The 22,720-nt window shown below is 61.4% G+C and carries 18 protein-coding genes and 4 pseudogenes; 8 read left to right on the forward strand and 14 right to left on the reverse strand.

The window, feature by feature from the left end; translation table 11 throughout:
- Positions 1-157: 157 nt before the first annotated feature.
- On the reverse strand, positions 158-601 hold the full coding sequence (locus QMK32_RS24050) for a MarR family winged helix-turn-helix transcriptional regulator (protein WP_283478039.1): 444 nt from the start codon (positions 599-601) through the stop codon (positions 158-160).
- A 273-nt stretch (positions 602-874) separates the two neighbouring features.
- Here QMK32_RS24050 and QMK32_RS24055 point away from each other — a divergent pair, with 273 nt between their 5' ends.
- A complete protein-coding gene (locus QMK32_RS24055) occupies positions 875-1,858 on the forward strand; it encodes an NAD(P)/FAD-dependent oxidoreductase (RefSeq protein WP_283478040.1) in 984 nt (327 codons plus the stop codon).
- A gap of 97 nt (positions 1,859-1,955) precedes the next feature.
- Here the strand turns inward: QMK32_RS24055 and QMK32_RS24060 are convergent, their stop codons facing one another.
- The 7 genes and pseudogenes from QMK32_RS24060 to QMK32_RS24075 all read right to left on the reverse strand — a co-directional run bounded on the left by QMK32_RS24060 (position 1,956) and on the right by QMK32_RS24075 (position 6,736).
- Positions 1,956-2,642 carry an ATP-binding cassette domain-containing protein gene (locus QMK32_RS24060; RefSeq protein ID WP_283478041.1) on the reverse strand — a complete coding sequence of 229 codons (687 nt, stop codon included), beginning with the start codon at positions 2,640-2,642 and terminating at the stop codon, positions 1,956-1,958.
- Positions 2,643-3,075: 433 nt separating this feature from the next.
- A complete protein-coding gene (locus QMK32_RS25490; RefSeq protein ID WP_502943755.1) occupies positions 3,076-3,168 on the reverse strand; it encodes a mycothiol transferase in 93 nt (30 codons plus the stop codon).
- Positions 3,169-3,315: pseudogene (locus QMK32_RS25495) on the reverse strand (hypothetical protein); the annotation flags it as partial.
- Positions 3,246-3,413 (reverse strand): annotated as a pseudogene (locus QMK32_RS25305) (mycothiol transferase); the annotation flags it as partial. The pseudogenes QMK32_RS25305 and QMK32_RS25495, both read right to left, overlap by 70 nt.
- A gap of 410 nt (positions 3,414-3,823) precedes the next feature.
- Positions 3,824-4,078 carry a putative immunity protein gene (locus tag QMK32_RS25310; RefSeq protein ID WP_349307591.1) on the reverse strand — a complete coding sequence of 85 codons (255 nt, stop codon included), beginning with the start codon at positions 4,076-4,078 and terminating at the stop codon, positions 3,824-3,826.
- A gap of 577 nt (positions 4,079-4,655) precedes the next feature.
- The gene (locus tag QMK32_RS24070) at positions 4,656-6,494 is read right to left on the reverse strand and encodes an ABC transporter ATP-binding protein (protein ID WP_283478042.1); all 1,839 of its coding nucleotides are present in this window, start codon (positions 6,492-6,494) and stop codon (positions 4,656-4,658) included.
- Between the two features lie 8 nt (positions 6,495-6,502).
- Positions 6,503-6,736: a hypothetical protein gene (locus QMK32_RS24075; RefSeq protein ID WP_283478043.1), complete on the reverse strand. Its 234-nt coding sequence runs from the start codon at positions 6,734-6,736 to the stop codon at positions 6,503-6,505.
- Between the two features lie 818 nt (positions 6,737-7,554).
- On the opposite strand from QMK32_RS24075, the pseudogene QMK32_RS24080 reads away from it, so the two are divergent.
- A pseudogene (locus tag QMK32_RS24080) lies at positions 7,555-8,253 on the forward strand (IS6 family transposase).
- An 81-nt stretch (positions 8,254-8,334) separates the two neighbouring features.
- Here the strand turns inward: QMK32_RS24080 and QMK32_RS24085 are convergent.
- Positions 8,335-8,451: pseudogene (locus QMK32_RS24085) on the reverse strand (transposase); the annotation flags it as partial.
- Between the two features lie 127 nt (positions 8,452-8,578).
- A complete protein-coding gene (locus tag QMK32_RS24090; RefSeq protein ID WP_283478044.1) occupies positions 8,579-9,160 on the reverse strand; it encodes a TetR family transcriptional regulator in 582 nt (193 codons plus the stop codon).
- Between the two features lie 69 nt (positions 9,161-9,229).
- On the opposite strand from QMK32_RS24090, the gene QMK32_RS24095 reads away from it, so the two are divergent.
- Complete coding sequence (locus QMK32_RS24095; protein WP_283478045.1) at positions 9,230-10,495, forward strand: KasA/KasB family beta-ketoacyl-ACP synthase; 1,266 nt, start codon at positions 9,230-9,232, stop codon at positions 10,493-10,495.
- Positions 10,496-10,904: 409 nt separating this feature from the next.
- Here the strand turns inward: QMK32_RS24095 and QMK32_RS24100 are convergent, their stop codons facing one another.
- Positions 10,905-12,152 (reverse strand): MFS transporter, encoded by a 1,248-nt coding sequence (locus QMK32_RS24100; RefSeq protein WP_283478046.1) that lies wholly within the window; start codon positions 12,150-12,152, stop codon positions 10,905-10,907.
- A 131-nt stretch (positions 12,153-12,283) separates the two neighbouring features.
- Here QMK32_RS24100 and QMK32_RS24105 point away from each other — a divergent pair, with 131 nt between their 5' ends.
- Positions 12,284-13,225, forward strand: a complete 942-nt coding sequence (locus QMK32_RS24105; RefSeq protein ID WP_283478047.1) for a LysR family transcriptional regulator — start codon at positions 12,284-12,286, stop codon at positions 13,223-13,225.
- A gap of 97 nt (positions 13,226-13,322) precedes the next feature.
- The gene (locus tag QMK32_RS24110; RefSeq protein ID WP_283478048.1) at positions 13,323-13,517 is read left to right on the forward strand and encodes a hypothetical protein; all 195 of its coding nucleotides are present in this window, start codon (positions 13,323-13,325) and stop codon (positions 13,515-13,517) included.
- A gap of 96 nt (positions 13,518-13,613) precedes the next feature.
- Here the strand turns inward: QMK32_RS24110 and QMK32_RS24115 are convergent, their stop codons facing one another.
- A complete protein-coding gene (locus tag QMK32_RS24115) occupies positions 13,614-13,739 on the reverse strand; it encodes a hypothetical protein (protein ID WP_283478050.1) in 126 nt (41 codons plus the stop codon).
- Positions 13,740-14,087: 348 nt separating this feature from the next.
- The gene (locus QMK32_RS24120; protein WP_283478051.1) at positions 14,088-16,889 is read right to left on the reverse strand and encodes an ATP-binding protein; all 2,802 of its coding nucleotides are present in this window, start codon (positions 16,887-16,889) and stop codon (positions 14,088-14,090) included.
- A gap of 1,586 nt (positions 16,890-18,475) precedes the next feature.
- Between QMK32_RS24120 and QMK32_RS24125 the strand changes: the two genes are divergently transcribed.
- Genes QMK32_RS24125 through QMK32_RS24135 form a run of 3 tightly spaced genes read left to right on the forward strand, consistent with a single transcriptional unit; the run spans position 18,476 to position 21,574 of the window.
- Positions 18,476-19,942, forward strand: coding sequence for a serine hydrolase domain-containing protein (locus tag QMK32_RS24125; protein WP_283478052.1), 1,467 nt, complete (start codon positions 18,476-18,478; stop codon positions 19,940-19,942).
- 10 nt (positions 19,943-19,952) lie between these two features.
- Positions 19,953-20,933 carry a sensor histidine kinase gene (locus tag QMK32_RS24130; RefSeq protein ID WP_283478053.1) on the forward strand — a complete coding sequence of 327 codons (981 nt, stop codon included), beginning with the start codon at positions 19,953-19,955 and terminating at the stop codon, positions 20,931-20,933.
- Positions 20,930-21,574 (forward strand): response regulator, encoded by a 645-nt coding sequence (locus tag QMK32_RS24135; RefSeq protein ID WP_283478054.1) that lies wholly within the window; start codon positions 20,930-20,932, stop codon positions 21,572-21,574. The genes QMK32_RS24130 and QMK32_RS24135 overlap by 4 nt, the downstream gene beginning before the upstream one ends.
- A gap of 386 nt (positions 21,575-21,960) precedes the next feature.
- On the opposite strand, the gene QMK32_RS24140 is transcribed toward QMK32_RS24135, so the two are convergent.
- Positions 21,961-22,720 (reverse strand): site-specific integrase (locus QMK32_RS24140; RefSeq protein ID WP_502943754.1); only part of this gene is annotated, 760 nt, incomplete at its 5' end.

The raw sequence follows: 22,720 nt of genomic DNA on the forward strand, positions 1-22,720 counted from the left end.
CCCTTGGTTCCTTCTGCAGTCGGAATGTGTCGCAACATCCAGACTTCAGGGGCCAAGGGCTTTCAGCTGGTAGACGCGCCGAATGAGCTCAGGGCCAGGGTTGCCCGCTCAAGATCGAAGAGCCCCTTCACCTTCGTGTATTTTCCCAACCTGGCCGTCAACGACTCACCGCATCCGCAGGGCCGAGGAGTCCGGATTCCATGACCTCGGCCAGGAGTTCGAGGGCGTTGACAACATCGGCCCGCGCCGCACCGAGTCCACTGAAAAGCTTCCCGTGGGCGGTCAGTTCGAGAGGAAAGACATGGTCGATTGCGGCTCTCCCGGACTCGGTCATCACAATAGTCGCCGAACGTCGATCCGCCGGGTTTCGGGCACGAGAAATCAACCCGCGTTTTTCGAGGTTGCCCAGTGCTTTACTGACTCCGGCTCGGGACATCCCTAGAAGTTCTGCGAGCCGGATGGCAGTTACCGACTCCTCCGCATAACGCAAGGGAACAAGAAGTTCTACCTCCGCCACGGTGAGTTCGACACGCACATAGATCGGCTCCACCGCGAGCTCGAGCAGTCCCGTGATGCGCTTGAGTTGAGCGACGATCTCCATAGGTGAGGTGTCGAGTTCAGGGTTGGAGCTTCTCCAGAGAGCACATGTGCGTTCTCTGAGTGACGGAGCGGACATCTTCACCAACTTTTGTTAACTTGCGAACAATCTGATACTTTCCGATGGTAGCCCAGACGCCTGTGGCACTACATCCTCCCCGGCAACATCTGGGATTCGAATTCATCCACAAAAGAGGCGAGGCAGCCATTCAGCCGACGTGAAAAGCGCACTGCACAAAGTATTCGGCCGCAAGATGAGCACACTTCGAGGGGAACTATGAACGCATACGACGCAATCGTCATCGGCGGGAGTGCCGCCGGATTGAGCGGCGCAACAGTACTGGCCCGAGCACTCCGCAAGGTGCTCGTAATCGATGCAGCCCAACCGCGTAATCTGCCAGCGTCCTATCTGCATGGGTACCTATCGCGAGATGGAATGGCCCCGAACGCCCTGCTGGCGGCTGGACGAGAAGAATTGCTTTCCTATGGCGGTGAAATGAAGGAAACCAAGGTCAACAGCCTGGTGCAGGAGTCAAGCGGCGCCGGCTTCGTCGTGCAGTGCGTCGATGGCACAACGATCGGAACGAAGACAATCTTGGCAGCGACGGGACTTCGCGACGAACTGCCAGAAGTCGACGGTCTTAGCGAGCAGTGGGGTCTCGGTGTGCTTCACTGCCCGTATTGCCACGGATACGAGGTGAGGACCACCGCAGTTGCGGTACTCGGTGGTGAGAACCGGCCGTTCACAATGCACCAAGTACTACTGATTCGCCAATGGGCAAATGACGTGGTGTTCTTCCCGAACGAGATCGTTCTGACCGAACCGGAGCGAGAGCGGTTGATTGCCTTCGGGATCCGAATCATCGAAGGCCGTATTGCGCGGGTGGTGTCGGCGCAAGGGCGGGTGAGAGGGATCGAGCTCGCTGACGGTCGGATAGAGGCGAGGGAAACCATCTTTGTCGGGCCGCGTTTCATACCGAATGACGAATTGCTGAAAGGTGTGGAGTGCGCTGTCGGCGAAAACGGTTGGGTCACTGTTGATCCAGCCGGACAAACGAGTGTTCCCGGTGTGTGGGCCGCCGGCAATGTCGTCGATTCACCGGCGCAGTTGATCAATGCCGCCGGCGCGGGATCCAGGGCTGCAATTGCGATCAACCACTACCTACTCGAGCAGGATGTGCAACACGCTCTCGCAGCTACAAGGACTTTGGCCGGGAACCGGACCATCGCAGAGTCCGCGTCGGGCCAACCATTGAAATGAGTGCCCGACTCGGATTCGATCAAAACCGCGATGCAACCAACCCCGCGCTTCACGCGAACTGACACTCGACCGAGCTCAAGTTGTGTCAAGCGCCAGGTCAGGTTCGGAAGTATATTTGCACCCGCTGGTCCGTAGATTTGGACAACTCCACTGCCGTTCCGGCGGCGAGCACCTTCCCCTCCCCGATGACCACAAGACGGTCAGCGTGTCCAGTGGCTGCGAGAAGCTCGACGTCGCCGGTGACCACGAGTAGAGCCCCGCCGTTATCGGCGTATTCGCGAAGTGATTTCCACACCCCGTATGCAGTGCCCTGGTCCAGGGAGGCAGTCGGGCCGTCCGCGATCAGAACATCAGGAGTAGCGAGCAAGGCCGCAGCGACGGCGGCACGTTGGATCTGGCCGGCCGAGTTGTGTCTTGGCAAAAGTTTCAGTGCATCGGCAGGGTAGTAGGCCGCCGCACACGCTCGGGCGACGGTCCATGCTCCGTGCCGCTGTTCTAGCGTGCGGAGTTGGTCGCCGACGGTACGGTCGGGTAGGAAGGCATCGATGCCGTCCTGCGGGATATAGCCGACGGTGCCATCGATTAGTACGTCGCCGGTGGACTGCGCGGTATTGGGAAGACGGCCTGTCAGGGCGTAGGCAATCATCGTCTTCCCGGCGCCCGGGCCGCCGAGCAGAGCGGTGATCTGTCGGGCAGGGACGCTCAGGTCCACATCGGTGAGAACCGTTTCACTCCAACGACTGGTCTCGACGCGCACGGTCAAAGAACGTAGCTCGGCTGCCATGTGCCCAGTGTGGTGTCCGCGGGGCGATGGAGCCACCCTGCACCGGGCATCGAGAAGCACAATGGGGCGAATGGCCGGCGTGGACGAATTGGTGCAAAGCCGATGAATCATCCGCTCGTGGGTGCGGTAACGGTCGATTTCGATGTTCTGCCTCCGCTCGGTGATCCTGATGTGCGGTTGATCATCTATCGCGCTGCGGACGCTGCCTCTCAAGTGAGGCTCGATGAACTGTCTCGGATCTGCGCGCACCGTGGTGCGCGGCATCTGCGCACGATCTGTCCCTGGGCGAGGCCTAGTGAGAACTGTCGTGGTTTGTCGGTGCCGATCGCGGCGTACATGAGCGGCTCGCCATCGAGTGGGACGGTGCAGTCGACCGCTAGTCCTGGCTCGTTCACACGTATTGGTACGGGAGTCGCCGCCGGACCTGAGACCTTCAGGTGAGCTCTGCAGGGGTTGAGCCGCGTGCGTCGATCTGCTCGCGCAGGATGTCGCCGTGGCCGGCGTGCCTGGCCAATTCCTGGGTCATCAGGAGCAGGGTCCATCGCAGTCGGATTCGCTCATGCCTGCCCAGTGTCGTTGAAACCAGATCCGCTCGGCTACTGCGGCGTGCTTCACCAGCGTGATCGGTGTCGTCAACGATGAGACGAGTCGCCGACGGGCATCTGTGGCGGATAGTCCTCGTGCGGTCTCGATCAGTGCGTGCCTGTTGTCGTCGAGCATGTTGTCGATGATCATTCGTTCTGGTCCGAACGTAATCATGTTGGTGTCCATCGGGTTTGGTCCTTTCGATTAAGAGATTGCTCAGTCCCTTCGAGGTTGCCCGCCAGAGTTGATAGTAGATAGCGGCACTGTCGGTTCCAGAAGAGGACCGTACGAGTTCCAGCGGTTTCCCCCAGGTGCACACGCCTTCTGGCATCCGGTGTCCATAAGTGCGCTGCGGTCTCGAAGACGAGACGTTGGATCAAGTATTCGCCTCAGAGCGATTGTGCGGTTTGTGGTACGCATTTCGACGATCGTCATACTGGACGGCGCGGTCCGCCTACCGGGAACTGCTCTCCAACATGAATCGCCAACCGTAAGGCAAGTGCAGTCCGTGGGACGTGCTTGATTTCCTGCAGATTCGGCTTCGGCTGGTTCCTCGTCACTGAAGATGCGTCCTTCGGAGGCGGTTCGCGCACGCGCTAAGCGAAGGATTGTGCTCCTATCCTCAGGCTAGTTGCTTCTTTCGAGGCGCGGTGTGCAGCGAACGCAGTCGTTCGTTGAAGGTTGGTTCGTGGTGCTCCGTTCGCGAATGTCAGTGCTGCGCGTGGGCGCGGGTCGTTCGGAAGTTCGGCTTCAAAATCTGGCAGTACCGTCTCCGCACTGTATGCAGCGAAACGCGCAACGACCCGCAACTCGTCCATCGTCAAGGTGAAATCGCCGGATACTGGTCCCATCGCCTAATTGTCCTATGCGCTTGTAGGAATCCGAAGCCAAGTCCAAATTGATCGCTGTTCAAACACGAAACGCTGCATTTCGGGGCATGAATCGACCAACTTCGCGAGTGTGGCAAACCCATCCGATTGCTTGTGGTTCGTAACCTCGTCTGTCGGCGAGGTTCGCGCTCGGTCAGGCGTTCGGTCGGCGATCGCGTCTGAGTTCATTCCTGCAGGGTCGATTCGTCGACTCGTCTGTCAGTTTCAGAAGACGACTGCACTAGTTCAGAAGACGCGTGCACACTCCCACTCTCATCTGCGGCGTGCGCCTGCGGTTCTGGGTCGATTTCGATTGGCCTAATCCGGACGATTGGGGGCACGGGGTTCTGTGCTGCGTTGGGTGCCAATTGTTTCGATTGCTGCCGAGTCAAGATCGTATTTGATCTCATCTATCTGGTCGTTTTTCGATCGGCGTTCCGGAATTTGTCAGTGTTGTGGCGGTGTGATCGGCCAGTTGGAGGGTCGCGGCGGTCTGCAGTGCATACCCCGGTACGGCGTCGGCAGGATCGCCGAAGTCGGTGTCGTGGGCGATCCTGCCTCATTCGCTGAGCGTGTTTCGCACGTCGGTGGTCGTGTGGCCCAGTAGTGCCCGGTACTCAGGGGATTCTCGGAGCAGTTGGGTGTGGTGCCCGGCTGCGGCGATGGCCCCGTCGTCGAGCATGACGACGCTGTCGGCTGCTTCGATGGTGGAGGGGCGGTGGGCGATGACGAGTACGGCGGCGGTGCGGCTCAGTTCACGTATCTGCCGGGCGAGGATTGTTTCGGTAGCGGTGTCGAGCATGGCGGTGGGTTCGTCTAGCAGGACGATAGTGGGGTGGGACAGTACGGCGCGACCGAATGCGAGACGTTGACGTTCCCCGCCGGACAGTGAGATTCCGCGGTCTCCGACCGGGGTGTCCAGTCCAGCGGGTGAACGCTCCGCGATGGGAGCGATGCCGGCGTGCTCGAGTACATCGGCGATCGCCGCGTCCGTGGCGTCCGGGTGGGCGTAGAGGAGGTTGTCCCGGAGCGTGCCGTGCAGGATCGGTGCGTCCTGTTCCATCAGCGCGATCTTGGTTCGAAGTCCATCCAACGCGATGGTGGTGATATCGACTCCGTCGATGAGTATCTGTCCGGAGGTGGGTGGGTGAAAGCCGCACAGCAGTGAGAACATTGTCGACTTGCCAGCACCCGAACGTCCCACGAGTGCGGTGTAGCTCTGCCGTGAAATCGTCACGGACACATCACGCAACACCGGAGTGTCGTCTCGGTAGGAGAACCCGACACTGCGGAATTCGACGGCGGGAACGGGCTGGGAGGTGTGCGCATGGACTGGGCCGTTCGTGGTCGTCGCAGCCGGCGCCGGTGCGTCGGCTACAGTCGCCGTCTCCTGGTCGTCTTCAACGGGTAGATTGAGAGTCTGGTTGATCCGGCCCAGTGCGCCCATACCGACCTTCAGTTCGGAGAGGGCGTTGAACACATCGCCGACAGGTACGACCAGATACAGCGCGAGAAGTAGCATCGTTGTCAGGGAACCCAATGTGATCTTACCGTTGGTCACCCAGATGCCACCGAACAGCAACACCAGTAGGAATGACCCTGTCAACGCCAGATTGATCACCGGTGTGACGGTCGCTATCAGGCGTGCCCCCCGCACCCCCTCGCGATAGATATCGTCGGCGGATCCGGCGAGAGTGGCGATTTCCCGGTTCTGTGCCCGGCTCATCTTCACCGTCTTGGCGGCTCCGAGTGCACGTTCGAGTTCGGCGGTCATCCGGCCGGTGTGTTCCTGAGCGAGCTGCGAGGCGCTCTGGATGCGCGATGACACCAATGCAAACGCGCTGCCCGCGACCACGAATGTGATCAGTACGAGAAGAAACAGTGCAGGGGAAACGATGATCATCAGAACAACGGCGGCTACGGCGGTCAGTCCGCCGCTGATCAGATGCACCAAGCTCTGCGATACGGCACCGCGTAGGGCGACAGTGTCGGTTGACACCCGCGCGAGTAGGTCTCCGAGGCGATGCTCGGCCAACACGGAAATACGGATGCGGATCAGTCGAGAGAGCATCTGAGTTCGGAGATCACGTACGACGGTCTCACCGAGGCGCAGAAGAACGAATTGTCCGATTCCCTGTATCACCGCATCGACGACGAACACAGCTCCGAGCAACAACAGTAGAGGTCTGATGGTCCCGCTGTCGGCGACGGTGTCGATCACTCGTCCAGCGAGGACTGGTTGCGCCAGCGACAGCAACGCAGAAACGAGTAGCAGCACAAGAGCTGCTGTCATCGAGCGGCGGTGAGTGCTGACCAGGGCGAGGAGATCACGCATGGCGGCAGGCGTGACTTCAGATGTGTTCTGTGACTGCTCAGGGGAAGTCTGCTTATCAGCCATGGGTGCTCCTACTCGTCTAGGGAGGAGGGTATGCGGATGAGGGTCGCACGTGCCTGCGCCGACACGATCTCACAGACAAGCTGCTCGTCGACTTCGATCCACGCATGCACTGCTTCGATGATGACCTCGGCTGCGCCGGCCCCGTTCGGTGCTCTCCTGCGGCAGTGGCGATCCCATCGACGCTCAGCCAGATCGAGCTGTCGAGTCGAACCGAGGTATCGACCCCGGCATCTGAGCTTCACCGAAACCGGTCGATCACAGCCCAGCCTCGAGATAACACTGTCACGTTGTTGAAGTCGGCAAACTGCAACTGCGCCGCACCAGGCGGCAACTCACCACGTCTCATCAGCAGACCCCCCAGCCCGTCATTCGCAATCTACGCGAAAGTCTCGCAGTAATTGCGAATATCCACACGACGTAGCAGGTGACACCACATGCGGTTCGAACGAGCCTCGACGCCGAACCACACCAGCGACACCAACAGATTCGACTCGAGTCTCCGCTAGGATCAGCCCGACGCAGGTCATAGCCAGGTACGCCACGACTGCAGCGCTTACCTCGGAGACCTCGTCGGGATGGCGTCCGAGTTCGCACTTCTTACGACTCGCGATAAATCACTGGGTAAGTCCGCTATAGCGGCTGGACTTATTCGTCGGTCCGAGGTGGGACGAAACTGGGCATGTCGGGCAGCGATCGCATGCTTCGAAAATGCGCGAACTCTTACCGCGGTTCGATAGTGTTCGTTCATGGCAGTTACGGATTATCGACAGGTGCAAGCGTCGTGAAAAGTCCGCGCTGGTTTGGAGGCCGCAGGTTCGACCTCTGGCTGAGTGCGTTCATCCTGGTGTTCATGGTGGGTGTGGCTGGACCATCAGTCATTGGGTCCGTCGTGAGTGCTGGAACGGGATGGAACTGGATCAAACTGCTGGTGTGGACCTGTGTCGTGGTCAGTTTCACCCATACATTCGTCACAACGCTGCGTGATCGCCAGTCACCTGAGGTGGCACTGTCACGTTGTTGAACGCGGCAAACTGGGAGAATCGGCGAGGTGAGCACCTCGATGCCGTCGTACAAAGGCCACCGCTACCCGGTCGAGATTATCAACCACTGCGTGTGGTTGTACTTCCGGTTCCCGCTCAGCTTCGGCGACGTCGAGGAACTCATGCTCGAACGCGGTGTCGTGGTCAGTTACGAGACGATCCGGCGGTGGTGCGCCAAGTTCGGGCAGGCCTACGCCAACCAGTTGCGTCGACGGCGGTCCCGGCCCGGCGACAAGTGGCACCTCGACGAGGTGTACATCCGAATCAATGGCCGCCAACATTATCTGTGGCGCGCGGTCGACCAGGACGGCAACGTGCTCGATGTGTTGGTCCAGTCCCGATGAAATGGCAACGCCGCCAAGCGATTCTTCCGTAAGCTACTCAAGGGCTTGCGCTATGTGCCGCGGGTGATCGTCACCGACAAGCTTGGCAGCTACCAGGTCGCGCACCGCGAACTGCTGGCCTCGGTCGAGCATCGCCGATCCAAGTACTTGAACAACCGGGCCGAGAACTCGCATCAACCCACCCGACAGCGAGAACATGCGATGAAACGGTTCACATCTCCCGGGCACGCACAACGATTCCTGTCCGCGTTCTCTGGTATCTCACCGCATTTCCGGCCCTGCCGCCACCGACTGACCGCACCCGAATGGCGTGCTGAGATGGCCGACCGTTTCACGGTCTGGCAGGAGATCACCGCGACCGATGCCGTCGTCTGAAAGTGAACGGCCCGGCGTTGCCCCGTAGCGGCCTGTCCCAAACAGGCTTCGCTGCTAGGTTTCAATTAACGTGACAGTGCCGTCGTCACCGACGTTGTAGGCCTTGGCGACTTCGCTGATCGGCTTGGAGGAGTCGATGACCTCTCGGCACAGTTCGTCCTTGAACTCGGGACTGAACGATCGACGCGATCTGCTCATGCTGGACTGGCTCATTTCAGTAGATCCCTATTCTAAGCGGGTCCACTGTCCGAAATCCCTGGGCCGATCATTGCTTCCGAGACGCTCTGCTGCAGAGCATTATCCGACCACGCAACCGAATGCGGCATCAAGATTCGCCTGTCAGCGGTGCGGGGAGCGTCTGTTCGATCAGCAGGCGCGCGCAGCGGTCCACCCGGTCGTGGTCCCCGGTCACCAATCTGTCCACCAGTAATCCGCGAACACCCGAGACGAGAATGGTCGCGACCGCCTCGGGGTCGTGGTGCGAGGGATTTATGATCCGCAGAGAACGGGCAAGCTCCCGGACTATGTCGCCCGTTGCCGATTGTGCGTAGTCGAGGAACGGGCCGCCTTGGATTGCAGCTTCGGCGAGCACTTGCAGCACCACTCGAGTGCTACGCGAAGAACTGCCCTCGGAGTTCGATTCCCATGCTTCCAAAAGCCTTTCCCGAAGCAGCTCCACGTTGTCAATGTCGCTGAACAGTGCGGACACGTCCGGTCGCTGAGTTTCGAGAGCGGCAACGAGCATCGCTTCCTTGCTACCGAAATAGTGGATCAGCATGCGCGAGCTGGTGTCGAGGTACTCAGCGACCGGACGCAGCGACAGCCCGGCCAGCCCCCTGTCCGCGATGTAGTCCACGACGCCAGCGAGGAGCTCGGACCGTCGCGCAAGGTCATGTGTTCGTGCCACGGAATTAGTGTAGCGAACATTTCATTTATTGCTTGACGCGGGTGCCTGTGAACCGGTAGGCATAGAGCCATGAACTCGACGCGCGTCCGTAATCCGTTCTCTACCAACGGAGCTTTCCCATCCGTCGTCGTGACCGCTCTCGCGGCAACGACCTCGATTGCCGGGGACATCGAGTCAACATGGACGCGCCTCTTGGCGGGCGAGAGTGGTATCGGCACCCTCGATGCGCCGTTTGTGGAGGAGTTCGACTTGCCGGTGCGGATCGGCGGATGTTTGAAGGTGCAGCCGGATACGTTGCTTTCTCGAGTGGAGATGCGCCGGCTGTCGTATGTCGAGCGGATGGCCACAGTGCTCGGACGTCAAGTGTGGACGAACGCAGGTCGACCCGATGTCGACGGCGACCGACTCGGAGTGTCGATCGGAACCGGCCTCGGTGGAGGTGATGCACTCATCGACGCAGTGGACAAGCTCAACAGCGGCGGCTATCGGAAGGTGTCGCCACTGGCGGTGCAGATGATCATGCCCAATGGGCCCGCTGCCTGCGTTGGCCTCGAACTCGGTGCCCGCGCAGGAGTGAGCACACCGGTGTCTGCGTGCTCGTCCGGTTCGGAAGCAGTGGCCAACGCGTGGAAGATGATCGTCATGGGCGATGCGGACATGGTCGTCACCGGGGGAGTTGAAGGGCACATTGCCCCGGTGCCGATTGCAGCGTTCTCGATGATGCGTGCGATGAGCACACGAAACCATGACCCAGACAGGGCATCTCGCCCGTTCGATCGGGATCGAGACGGCTTCGTCTTCGGAGAAGCAGGAGCGTTGATGGTCGTCGAAACCGAGGAACACGCCAAGGCCCGAGGCGCGGAGATCCATGCGCGGCTACTGGGAGCGGGGGTCACCTCGGACGCCTATAGTCTCGTCCCACCCGACCCCACCGGTGCGGGGGCGGCGCGCGCGATCGGTCGGGCACTCGCCACTGCTGGACTCTTGAAAAGCGACGTTTCGCATGTCAATGCGCACGCAACATCTACGCCCATCGGAGATCTGGCTGAGGCCAAAGCAATTCGAGCTGCCATCGGCGATCATGCGTCGGTCTATGCGCCGAAGTCTGCTCTCGGGCACTCCATCGGTGCCGTCGGTGCGCTCGAGTCCATCCTTACCGTTCTGAGTATTCGCGACGGTGTCGTGCCGCCCACGTTGAACTTCGATACACCGGATCCTGAGATCGGATTGGACGTCGTTCACGGCTCTCCTCGTCGTGGCTCGATCGACTACGCCATCAACAACTCATTCGGCTTCGGTGGGCACAACGTGGCCTTGGCTTTCGGGCGTGCGTAGGAGTGTATGGATCGATGTGAACGGTCAATTCCCGTAGAACGGTTACGGGCGAGCGGAATCGTCCGTAACGACGGCACCACGCGAATCAGCGATGACGTCCTCGATCGCGGCTGCGAACACCTCGCCTGGGAACACCGAACAGCGCAACAACCCACCGCAACTTGACAAGTTACGGACCTGGGATGTCTATCCGCCCAGCCCGTAGGCGACAAGACTCTAAAACGGGGTGGCCCCATTCACCGGGGACACGCCAGTCGGCGGTGTGTCCTCGACGGTGCGGTCTCGAAGGCGGCTAGCCCGGTCTAGGCATACCGGTACCGCGATGTGTTGAGGCCGTGCCCAGGTCCTCGACAGGTAGCGGCCTGATCATCGCGTCTGCCGAGCGCGCTTAATTTCTCGCGGCCATTTTCTACGGTCTGAAGTACGGCAACTGCGGTGTGGTGGTCTCGTGATTGGCCAAGCTTGACCTTCGGGGGAGTAGCAGTGGGGTGGCGAAGAGGAGTAGGCCGGACCATGTGATGGCATCGAGCGGGCTGGTGAGTGTTGCAAGCATGCCCCAGATCAGCATGAGCGCAGCCTGTACGAGCTTGCCGGCGGCGTTCCAGGTGTTGAGGACCTGCGCGGCGTGATGAGGCGGGGTGCGTCGAAGTCGCTGGGTTGCGTAGATCGGGTTGAACACTCCCATGCACGTGATGAGCAGCGCTTCGACGATGATAACGGTGAGAAGACCGCCGACACCGGGGTGTACGAACGCGAGACCGATCGGAAAGATCGAGCGTAGCCAGCCTGAAACGAGCATGACCTTGTATGCGCCATACCGATCGACCAAACGGGGAGCGAGGCGGGCACCAAAGAAGCCGCCGAGTGCGGGGACCCCGAACACGAGCCCGTATTGCCATGCGGGAAAGTGGTATTCGCCGAGCAGGAGAACAGCTAGTAGTGGGCTGGTGGCCATGATGAGACCACCCACCAGAACCGAATTGAGGAACAGTCGCCGCAGTACGTGGTCGCGATAGATGAATTGCCAACCTACCCACATATCCGCTACCCGCAACCTGGCATCAGCTTCGGGATCGACCGCGACGTCGGTGCCGCTGATACGGGCAACCCCGAACGCGGACATCAAAAAGCTGAACGCGTTGGCTGCAACGGTGACCACCGGGCCGAGTAGACCGACGAGTGCACCACCCACTGGTGGGCCGGTCGCTGTGGCCAGCCAACTGGTTCCCTCGAATCGACTGTTCGCGGCGAGCAGATCATTTCGTCCGACGAGGTGCTTGAGGTATGAACCCGACGCGGCGGCGAACACGATGCTCGCCGACCCGGAAATGACCGATACAACCAATAGTTGGCCGTAAGTCGGTACGCCGAGGAAATACGTCAGGGGGACGCTCGCCATCGCCACGAATCGCGCAAGGTCGGCGGCGACCATCACGGGCCGTTTGGTCCGGCGCTCGACCCACGGCCCCAATGGAAACGCGATCACTGCCGCGGCCATCAATCCAGCGGCCTCAAGCAGCGACACCGCGAACGCTGGCACGTCCAGTACCTGCACTGCGATCAACGGGAACGCGCCGAAGGCAATCCACGTGCCGTAGGTGCTCGTGGCGTAGGCCGCCCACAACCACCTGAATTCGCGTCCCAAATCGGCAGGCATGCGACTCCTTTGGTTTACCAACTCGGATATCCGGGACGCATCGAATCACACCAGCTCGCTGCGCTCCGGATCAATCAACCGAATCTCCGCGCGTCACAACCGATGGTTGTAGAAAGTTATAGTCTGTGGCAATGGATACCGAATCTGTGCGGTCGTTCGTGTGTGCTGCCGATTTCGGGCAACTGCAGCATGCGGCTGCCGAGATCGGGGTGAGCCAGCAAGCGGTCTCCAAGCGCGTGGCGGTACTCGAGCGTCAGCTCGGGGTCCGACTGTTCAACCGCACTGCTCGCGGTGTGGAGCTGACTCTCGACGGCCAATCGTTCCTTCCGCACGCTCGCCGCATCGTGAGCGATGTCGATCGGGCCATCGCTGCGATCAACCCCGGCTCGCGGGCACTGCGGATCGATGTTCTCGGCCTGCGTACCGCGCAAGCGGTTGTGTTGCATGAGTATTGGCGTGCACGCCCGGCCGACGAACTGGATGTGGTGACTCTGCGGGTCAATGATCCACACGTCGCCGTTGCAGCTGTCCAGTCGGGAAAGGTCGATGCCACGTTCCGTACCGTCACCGACCCTGCCACGTTCCCAGACGATGTGCGCATGATCCACATGTTCGATTCACCAGTGCAGTTGCTTGTCGGCCCACGCCATCCACTGGCCGGCTCGAAGAGTGTTAAGCCGCAGCAGCTGAAAGGTCACCGGATATGGGTGCCCGGTATCGCGCCTCGGAGCGAATGGCAGCTGTTCTATGAGGAGCTCGCCGCCGAGTTCGGTCTTCGGATCGATTCTGCTGGACCGCACTTCGGTGACGAAGTGCTCCTAGACACTCTTGCCGAGTCCTCAGACGTCGCCACTCTCGTCGGCGCGCGAGATCGGTACATGTGGCCGACCGGCCACAATTTGCGTCGGATCCCCATCACCGATCCGACTCTCGTCTACCCGATTTCATTGATCCACCGAACGCCCCCGCATCCTCAACTTGCTGCGGTCATCGCGCACTTCGCAGCGCTCGAATCAGTCGCTCAGCCGATTTGGCGGCCCTCTTGGTCGACGCCTACCCAAATTTCCCTGTAATCCACTGTGCACAAACAGATTAATCAGAGTTTGAATTTGTAGTCGACACTGTTTCTCGGCTGACCGACGTAGCAGAATCGCGATGTCGGTTCCGGCGATGCCCTCATCGGATCCGAAGCCGACGGGGCCATACGCCCCTCTGCGAAAAAGGCTCGCGGGCATCGTCGCCGCCCCCTCGGCCCTGGTCCCGAACCCGGAGACCGCGCGGTCGTGGCCGACGTACCTCGTCGATCGCGTCCATGCACTGCATGCGAGCACCGACAAGCTCGTCCGCGGCTGGCCCCAGCAATAGGCCTCCTGCGCAATGACACCCCACCGGCCGCGATGAATGGCTCGCGGCATGTCGGTCGAACCTGTGCGCCTGGCCCTGCCACATGCGGTCCGGCGGTTACTTCGCGTTCTGGTCCGCCCAGTTCAAGATCAGATATTGCGCAGAAATCTTCCGGTCGAGGTCGGTCTTGTTGTCGAGGCCGAGCACGGCTGGACCCTGAGCTCTCCCGTCGATGCACGGCACTGAGATGGACTGTCGGGCTGGTTCACCGACTACCTCACCGACCGCCCCGACATCGCCGCCTCCTCGGGTACCTGCGCCGGTGGCTGCGCGCCACACTGCGTTGTGCAGGCCGAACGCGACTGAACCATGGACACGTCGAGACGGAGAAAACTAGGGGAGATCCCGAGCTTGGCTCTCAGCATGGGCGCGGCTGATAAACAGCCCCTATGTCAGGCCCCGACCAGCGTCACTGACCCTGGATTCTGATGGTTCAGGGCCCGGGCCTCACCGTTGACGCGCTGCACTCCGTACGTGCAGCACTCGCGATTCGGTGGCTGAACTAAAAGTTCCTGCGGAGTGCCAGGTTCGCTACTGCACCAGTTCGATTTCGTCATCCATGAATCCAAGAAGTCCGGCGATGGCCGAAGCCGCGGTATCTCCGTACGGTTCGCTCTGAGGCTCTTCGCCGAATGCCAGGAAGTATGTTTCCTGTGGCGTTGTGGGACGCGCGGTGCGAGGAAGAAACCGCACCTGCACGTCGGAGGGGTCTCCTATCGGCTGGGTGTAAGTGACCATAGGCGGTAAAAGCCCGTCTCCTGGATGAATGGCAACACGGAGCGCGTGTTGTGGCCTGTGCCCGCGCCAGCCGCCGATAGTAAGCCGCTCCGACAATTCCCGGCCGAGCGTGGTATCTCGGATGTGCGCGTCCCGCAAGAGCTGCGTCAGTGCCGTTTTGCGCAGTTTGATTCGGCAGCGTGGTTGATGCTTGTTGAACTCTCGTGCTGCCGTCCAGAGATCGTCGAGCATCGACACCACCGGGTCGTCGATCAAGCCGTCGGGCTGGGTGCGTCCTACAAAATGCTGCACCTTCTCTCCACGTCGCAGCTCCAAAAGGCGCTCCAAACGGGCAAATTTGAAAGGCTCTTCACTCATGAGCGATGTAATCTGTTCCAAACTCAACTCGACCACACGCGTGCTGCCACGTAGCTCCACAAAGAAAAAGGCGTTGTCAGCCGCTTGCCCTACGGCGGCCCCCCTTGGCTCGTTGATCGCATAGACTTCCCGCTCGAGATCGCCCACACGCGTCCGTAAGATGTCCAGAAGCGCGATCTGACGCTGGGCGTACTCGGTCACCGGCAGGGGAGGCCCGTCATTGATCATCGACCAATTACCTGTGGCGCCGGCGTCGCCCGCAACTGGGCGCCCGGTCCCGAAGTAGACAGCTCGAAACAGTCGCATCGACGGGATCGTGGACTTCTGGTCCTCGAAGGTCCGTACGGTTCTGACACGACGCCCGTAGGACATCTCGTCTACGGCCGTTGCTGCCTTCTTCGCTTTCTGTAGATCGGTGGTTCCATTGAAGATCGCAGCCAGACTGATGGGATGCCCGCCGTAGTCGATCCACAGAGCCATCAGTGGGTAGACCGTTCGTCTCAAAGGATTGAACCGGTACAACGGATAATCGAGCGCGTTTCGAACCAACTCGATAGCGTCCGACCTGCCGGTGCTGGTGATTACAATCGTCGATTCCAAGCGAACTGTTTCGAAGTGCTCGCGTACGAGGCGGTCCGTGATCTGTGGGATGACGGTCTTTCCGAGAACGTCCTGTATGCGGCCGTTCAAGACGATGTTGTCCTCGTCGGTAGGGTCGCTCGAGACAGTGACCGCTACATCTGGGTCTGCGTTGACACACTCCGGCCGGTCCAGCGTCTGTATGAAGCCCTGCTCCGACAGATCCGGGAGTGCACTGAGTGCGGCCGATCGGTCGACGCCGAAGACGTTGTGTGCGTAGATGAGTGCTGTTTCAGGTGGCGTATATCGATCCTGCTCGCGTCCGGGGGCGGTGATCTCCAGCTCGATCGCGGACGCCAGAACCGCCAGCTCTGCAGGCGAGAGATCGAGGATCTTCTGCAGCTGCGGATTCGCGGCATGGCTCGCTCTTGCGAATCGGGCGACGTGCGCGATAGGAACCATCAAACCGGTGGACGCGGTGACGTCCTGCCGATACTGAGTCAGGAGTACCGAATACGCAGGCTGCCCGATCTCGAGCCGTTCGGATTCACTGAGCATGCGGTTCCATAGGTGGGATCTTCGGCTTTCGTGAAACCAGAGTTGCCCGTTGCGTTCGACGCTGAGGATGTTTTCTCGTTCGAGTGCCTCCCGCATCACCCCGCGCTGCGTTGCGCTGATACCGAGATAGGCGTCGAGGGTGGATTCGGTAGGAGGCAGCTCGAAGACCGAGAGTTGTCGGGCTGCGACCTGGGCATTCGTTGGGAGGCGGGCAAGTGCATCTTCCAGCGACCGCACGAAGGCCGTGGGTGGTGTGTAGTCGTCCAGTGTTCCGCCGCTTCGGATTTGTCCGATGAGGCCTTCGACGATCAGCGGGAATCCGTTGCTCAGGAAGTGCACGCGCTCGGTGTGGGTGCTTGCCAGTCCAGCTCGGGTAAGCATCGAACGGACGTCAGTGCTACTGAGTCCGCCGACGACGACCTCGCCGCAGTTCGTCTCACGCAGCCTTGTGAGGCCGCCGAGAGCCTCATGCGCAGCAGATGACCAGGCGATCACGAATCGTGCACGTTTCGGAGGTGCGAGGGACAGGCTGGCAAGCGCACGTTGGTCGTCATCTGTGAGACGTTGATATTCGTCGATGGCGAGCACCACGTTGCGTTTGAGGGCAGCGGAAACTTCATCGCACAGCCGGGCGAGAAGCTTGACGACGTTGGTGTCACTTCTAGACTTGAGGTCCCGCCGTAGGTCGGCGGTCGTGTCCTGCCTCAAGGTCTTGAAAAATGTTGAAATCCCCTCGCCCGCATGCTCACCGAGGCGTTCTTTCACCTGAGCCATGACTTCCTGAGACACGGCTTTGGCAAGGCCCTTGCCGATGTCGACGGCCATTTCTCGACTTGCGTTTTCGAGTCGGTGCTCGATGTTGCGCCATAAAGTCCGGTTGGCCATTGAATCAGTCAATGCGCGGACGAGGCCGTCCAGGATCGCTACCTGTAAAGACCCGCTGTCGAAGGTGCAGGTGACCGGTGGTGGAGCAATTACGGAGCGGCGAGAGAGTTCGGACTGGTGCGCCAGCAAGACCGACGATTTACCTGTGCCGGAGTCGCCGGTGACAACCACCACGGGAGCGGTCATGTCGAGCAGAGCTGTGGTTTCAGGGCGCACTGACACATTATGCGGTTGCGCTCGAACACCTTGCGGTGTGAACGCGCCCAAGGTCCCTGCGCTGGTGCCAAAGATTGCCCGGCGTGGCGCTGAACCACGAACTGCGCGAAAAATTGGCCGTGCTTGAGCTTTCCGCCGAGCGTCACGGCGCAGGCTCAACTTCGCGCTCCTGCGCGACATACCGCCCGGCACCGTAGCTCGCGCTGAGCCACCAGTTACGACCGGTTCAGGGTTCATGCGCGGTTGTTACTCACCGAACGAAGGAAGCCACCGTTCCCTGACGGGCGACGGTGGCTTCTGAAACCCGGACGCGGCCGGGAATATGTGACCAACTGTAGCGTGTGCAGCGTGCTCGTTCAACCCACCCCTCAGCAAGAGGCAGCCCTGGCCTCTGTGACAGCCAGTTCGCGCCTCGCTCCGTTCCGTCGAGCGTGTAATGGCCACGAGGGACCTGCTCTGGCGTTGTACCTCTTGGATGCGAAGCTGGCATCGCACATTCACAGCCACCTGCGGATCGTCGAGGTCGTACTGCGTCAGCAAATGCACGAGGCCCTGAGGGCTCGCTATGGTGCACGTTGGTTCGATAATACGAGTGGAGCGGGGCTTTCCGGCGACGGCAGAAGCAAGGTTGAGCAGGCGTACGAGGAACTGACACCCCGGCGATCTCGCCGGCAGTCAGATCGTGCGCCGACTGTCCCTGCAGCTGACAAGGTAGTTGCAGCGTTGATGATGGGCTTTTGGGCCGGGTTGTTGCGAACACCACGCGATGTCGACCACGAAGCGACGCTGTGGGTGCCGGCGCTTGAAGGGTGCTTCAACCGGCGAGGGCCGCAATCACCCACACTGGACATGTCGGCAGCACAGAAAGTTTGCCAGCGTCTGAACTGGGCACGGAATCGAGTAAACCACTGCGAGAGCGTCGTTTTCGGTTTTCCTCAGCCGGGCCAGGTGCAAGGTGGCCAACTTCGATACACTCCGGCGAGCATCGTCGAAGAGTGTCGAGCCCTCGTCGGTAGATTTTCGGCCGATGTCGAAGCCTGGATGCGCGCGAGCACAGCAATTGATCAGCTGATCGCCGATCCCGGTGCACATCAGGCACTTGTCTACAGTGCCGCGCAGCCGCGGCGTGTGGTCGTATGAGGAACATGCGGCGGACCAGGTCCTGCAGGCCTCGTTAGTGAAGAATGGTTGGCCTGCTTGTCGAAGTGTTGAGGCGCGGCGGAAGAGCATCGAATCCACACTGCAGATTTAACGGAGTTGCGATGCACCCGGGCGTCTGCAGTTCGCGCCAGGCGGCGACTGTGCGTATCAGGTGACGTATTCGGTCGCTGGGTGAACGGTACAGGCCAGTAATTGAATATGGCATTTACCGGTAATGCGACGTATTAGATGGTGACGAGTTGTTTCCGCAACTGAGACGGCTCTTTCATAAGCTCCCAATCTTGAGGTTGTCGGGCTGAGTTGAAGCGCGTCCGGCCAGGACTCTGCGGGAAGCGGCGTCTATCGACTGACCCCTGACGAAGGTCGGGGTCACTGACCGACCTTTGGGTCAGGTGTGGGAGGTACCGAATTCGTAGCGTACGAGGATGCGACTTCGACGTGTCCGAGGCCTACTCGGAACAACCCTGTTGGTGGCCATGATCCTGCTGCCGACGCAATCGGCGCAGGCAGCGCCCATCGAGCTCGATCCGCCCGAGATCGAGAAGTACGTAACCGACTACATGAATCGGTCCGGGTACCCGGGGGTCTCGCTCGCGATCACCCACGGTCGCGACGTTCTCATGACCGCGGGTTACGGGCACGACTCCACCGGCGCGGACATGAAGGCCGACACCCCGATGCCGGTGGCGTCGGTGAGCAAGTCCTTCACAGCACTTGCCGTCATGCAGCTGGTCGAGTCCGGTGCAGTCGCTCTGGACGAATCGGTGCAGTCGTACCTGCCCGACTTCGAAGTGGACGACCCCCGCAGCTCGAAGATCACTGTCCGCGAGCTGCTGAACCAGACGTCAGGCATCAGCGACGAGACCTTGCGCGAGAAGAGCTTGCCGCAACCACACAGCATCCAGGCCGCCGAGCAGCGGGCCCGCGACGCGACCCTGGCAGAGACACCTGGGACCCGTCACCACTATACGAACACGAACTACCACCTGGCCGCCCGTCTGGTCGAGGTGGTAAGCCAGCAGCCGTTCGCCGACTACCTGCGCGAACAGGTGCTCGATCCGCTCGCGATGGACGACAGCACCACCATCGACACGACGCCCGATGACCTGCCAAAAGGGGTGTCAAAGGGACACACCTACTTATACGGCGCGTCCGTCGCTGCGACCGAACCCGAGCGATTCGTGAATGGCTCCGACGGCCTGATCACGACCGCTGACGACATGGCGAAGTGGCTGATCATGCAGACCAATGAGGGGATGGCGGCCGATGGTGAACGTCTCGCCGCACCGGAGAGCATCGACCTCATGCGCTCGACGCCGAATGATCAGCCGTACGGCCTGGGGTGGGATCGGGATCAGAAGAGTCGATGGGGTCACAGCGGCGTCTGGTTCACCTACACGGCGTACCAGATGCTGCTGCCATCGGGTCACGGCATCGCGATCATGAGCAACAGTGGCCTGGGACTGGGCAACGAGAGCCCGTACCTACTCGCGGACGGGGTTGCAGCGATCCTGGAAGGCGAAGAGCCGCAACAGATTGCCGCGACCAGACTCTACATCGACCTGGTGCTGGCCGCCGTGACGCTGCTCAGCATCGGGCTCGGTGTGCGCACGGTAAGACGTGCCGGGGCGTGGGCAGCTACGGCCGCCCACCGCCGGTGGTGGACAACCGCGCTGCGGCTCGCCGCGTGGTTCGTACCGCTGCTGCTGTTGATCGCGCTGCCCCGGCTGCTGGGATCGTGGATCGGTGGGGGTCGAGACCTCACCCACGAGCAGCTGCTTTTGTACTCACCGGCCCTGATGATCTGGTTCGGGGTCGCGACCACGATCGGCGTAGTCGTAGTGGCGGTGAGACTCCGCTCTCTTCAGATGATCGGCCGTTGTGGGGCCTAGAATCGTCGTCATGAGCGGGCGTGGGAGTCAGCCGGTGAGGGTGCTCGCGGCCGGGGTCTACCCACAAGCATGGCTAGTGACAGGCGTGATCCTCAGCCTCGTCGCTGGGCAGGGCATGCGAGGTGTGGTCCCGCCTTGGGCAGTCGCGCTGTGCGTCGTCGCCGCGGCGGTCGCCGGCGTCGCCGGCCGACGGGCCAGGCACGTCGGCGGGGCGGCGGCGATCCTCGGAGCGGGGGTCGTCAGCGCAATCGCGCTCAGCGCGGTCACCGGGTCATCCTGGAGTGTGACCCTGCTCGTCGTCGGCCTGGCCTGCGGCGCCCCGTGGCTCGGCGGTCGGTACCTGCACCAGCAGGACGAGCTGGCCGATGAGGCGGCCCAGCGAGCTCGCCTGCAGGAACGCAGTCGCATCGCGCAGGACATGCACGACTCGCTGGGACACGAGCTCAACCTGCTCGCCCTGCGCGCCGGTGCGATCGAGATGGACACCACCCTGACGTCAAGACATCAAGGTGCGGCTTCGGAGCTTCGGGCCGGTGCCTCATTGGCGATCACCCAGCTCGCTGCGGTCATCGGAATGCTGCGCGGCGACGGTCCGGTGGCTTGGGGACCGACTAGCCCCGACATCGCCGGCTTGGTCCGGCGAGCGGCTGACGCAGGCATGGACATGACCCTCGAACGCAACGGCCCGGAGGACGCGGCAATCCCAGTGGTCCGCTGCATCCACCGCGTGATCCAGGAAGGCATCACCAACGCTGCACGCCATGCCCCCGGATCCGCCGTCACCGTGAAGATCGATAGCAGCGCCGAGGAAACTCAGGTGACGGTCATCAACACTCCGCCCAACATGTCGCTCCGTCGCCGTCCCGGCTCACAGACAGGATTCGTGGCGCTGAAGGAACGCCTGCAGGCATGCGGCGGCACCCTGTCCGCCGGGCCCCACCACGGAGGCTTCCGACTCATAGCGCGCGTACCCCGTGGAGGCGCAGGATGATCCGCGTCCTACTAGCGGACGACGAGCCAATGATTCTGGCGGGCGTGCAAGCCGTGCTCTCAACTGATCCCGCCGTAACGGTAGTGGCGCAGGCTCGGGACGGCCGGGAGGCAATTGCCCTGGCGCAGGCCCATCGGCCGGACGTGGCCCTTCTCGACATCCGCATGCCAGCGCTCGACGGAATTACGGCTGCCGCAGAGATCGGGCGAACCGTCCCGCAGACTGCAGCATGCATCCTCACCACGTTCGGCGAAGACCAATACGTCGCACGGGCGATCGGGGAGGGGATCCAGGGGTTCATGCTGAAGTCGGGCGACCCCCGTGAACTGCTGGCCGGGGTGCACGCACTGGCGGCGGGAGGCGCCTACCTCTCCCCGGCTGTCGCACAGTGGGTCATCGGCCATTTGCGTGACGACCTGGCCGGCCTCGAACAGATCCAGTCGAGAGTCGAGCGACTGACGCGCCGTGAGCGGGACGTCCTCACACTGCTGGGGGAAGGCCTGTCCAATGGTCAGATCGCGCGGCGGCTACACCTGGTGGAGGGCACCGTCAAGGCCCATGTCAGCGCAATCCTGGTCAAACTCCACGCCGATAACCGCGTCCAGGCGGCGATAGTCGCCCACCGGGCAGGTCTGACCTGACGGAAGTTGTTGGGACGAAAGACACCTACGACGAGTCTCCCTCCACAGTAGCCACCAAGCAGGGGCCTCAATTGCGGTGAGCGCGGTGACACATCTGGGTGACGGTGGATATAAATGGGCTGTCCTGCAGGTGATTTCGCACGAACTTACCGGTAGCGCCAGATACTCAAGGGCGAGAAGTCGGTAGGGGCCACGACCTCGGGACTCTGACTTGGGCGTCCCCGTTAGCAGCAGGACATCCGTGCTCGGCCCCGAGTGCAACCAGGTCACCGGCACTGGACCCGAGCGCTGTGGAGCGACGATTGCGCTGCATCCATATCGCCGAGCATCGTGAGTTTCTTTGTGGTCCTTGATGACCTGATTAACGAGACGGCGTCTGACTTCAGCTAGAGCTTCTGCCTAACCGACGCGTAACGGGTCCAATCGGCACCGGCACGCTCTGCGTGCTGCATCGCGGTGGTGGCGCTGATTCCGAGGGCGTCGGCCAGTACCTGTGGTGGCGCTTGCCGGACGAGTTGCTGCCAGGTGCTGTTGCGAACGGCGCGGCTCGGGATGCCGCCGTGGCGGAGTGCGTCGATGACGGTCTGCCGGTTGAGGTGCTCGCCGGGCATGGTGCCAGGGAACAGCCACCTCGACGTCGCATTGCTGGCGGTATTGGTGTTGGGTCGTTTCTCCAGATGCTCGCGCAGGAGGTGCGAGATCGGTTCGGGCAGCTCGACCCAGGTATCGGTCAGCTTCACGCTGACTCCGCTGCTTGTGGATCGGACGTCGTCGATGGTCAGGGCGACGATGCGTGTGATCGATTGTCCGTAGAGGGTGAGTAAGCATGCGGCGATGCGGTGGACGGCGGGCAGGTCGTCGTGCAGCAACAAGGCGCGAATGATGTGTAGTCGCTCGTCCTCGCCGACCAGCTCGTGTGTGCCTGTTGTGTGGCGGGGAACGGCCAGCTTGGGCGTGAGTTTGTTCGAGCGTGCCCAGTAGAGGAATCGTTCCGCGTGTTGGCGGGTGGAGGGGCCGGTTGCGTACCAGGCGTCGACGTCGTGCTGGCTGCAGTCGGCTAGCGTAGTTCCACGCTCGTTCAGCCAGTTGAGGAACGAAATCGCTACTGTCGTGGATTGTTTCGCTCGCAGGAATGGTCCGGTACTT

Origin of the sequence: Rhodococcus sp. H29-C3, assembly GCF_030063405.1 — a bacterium.
Taxonomy (GTDB): domain Bacteria; phylum Actinomycetota; class Actinomycetes; order Mycobacteriales; family Mycobacteriaceae; genus Rhodococcoides.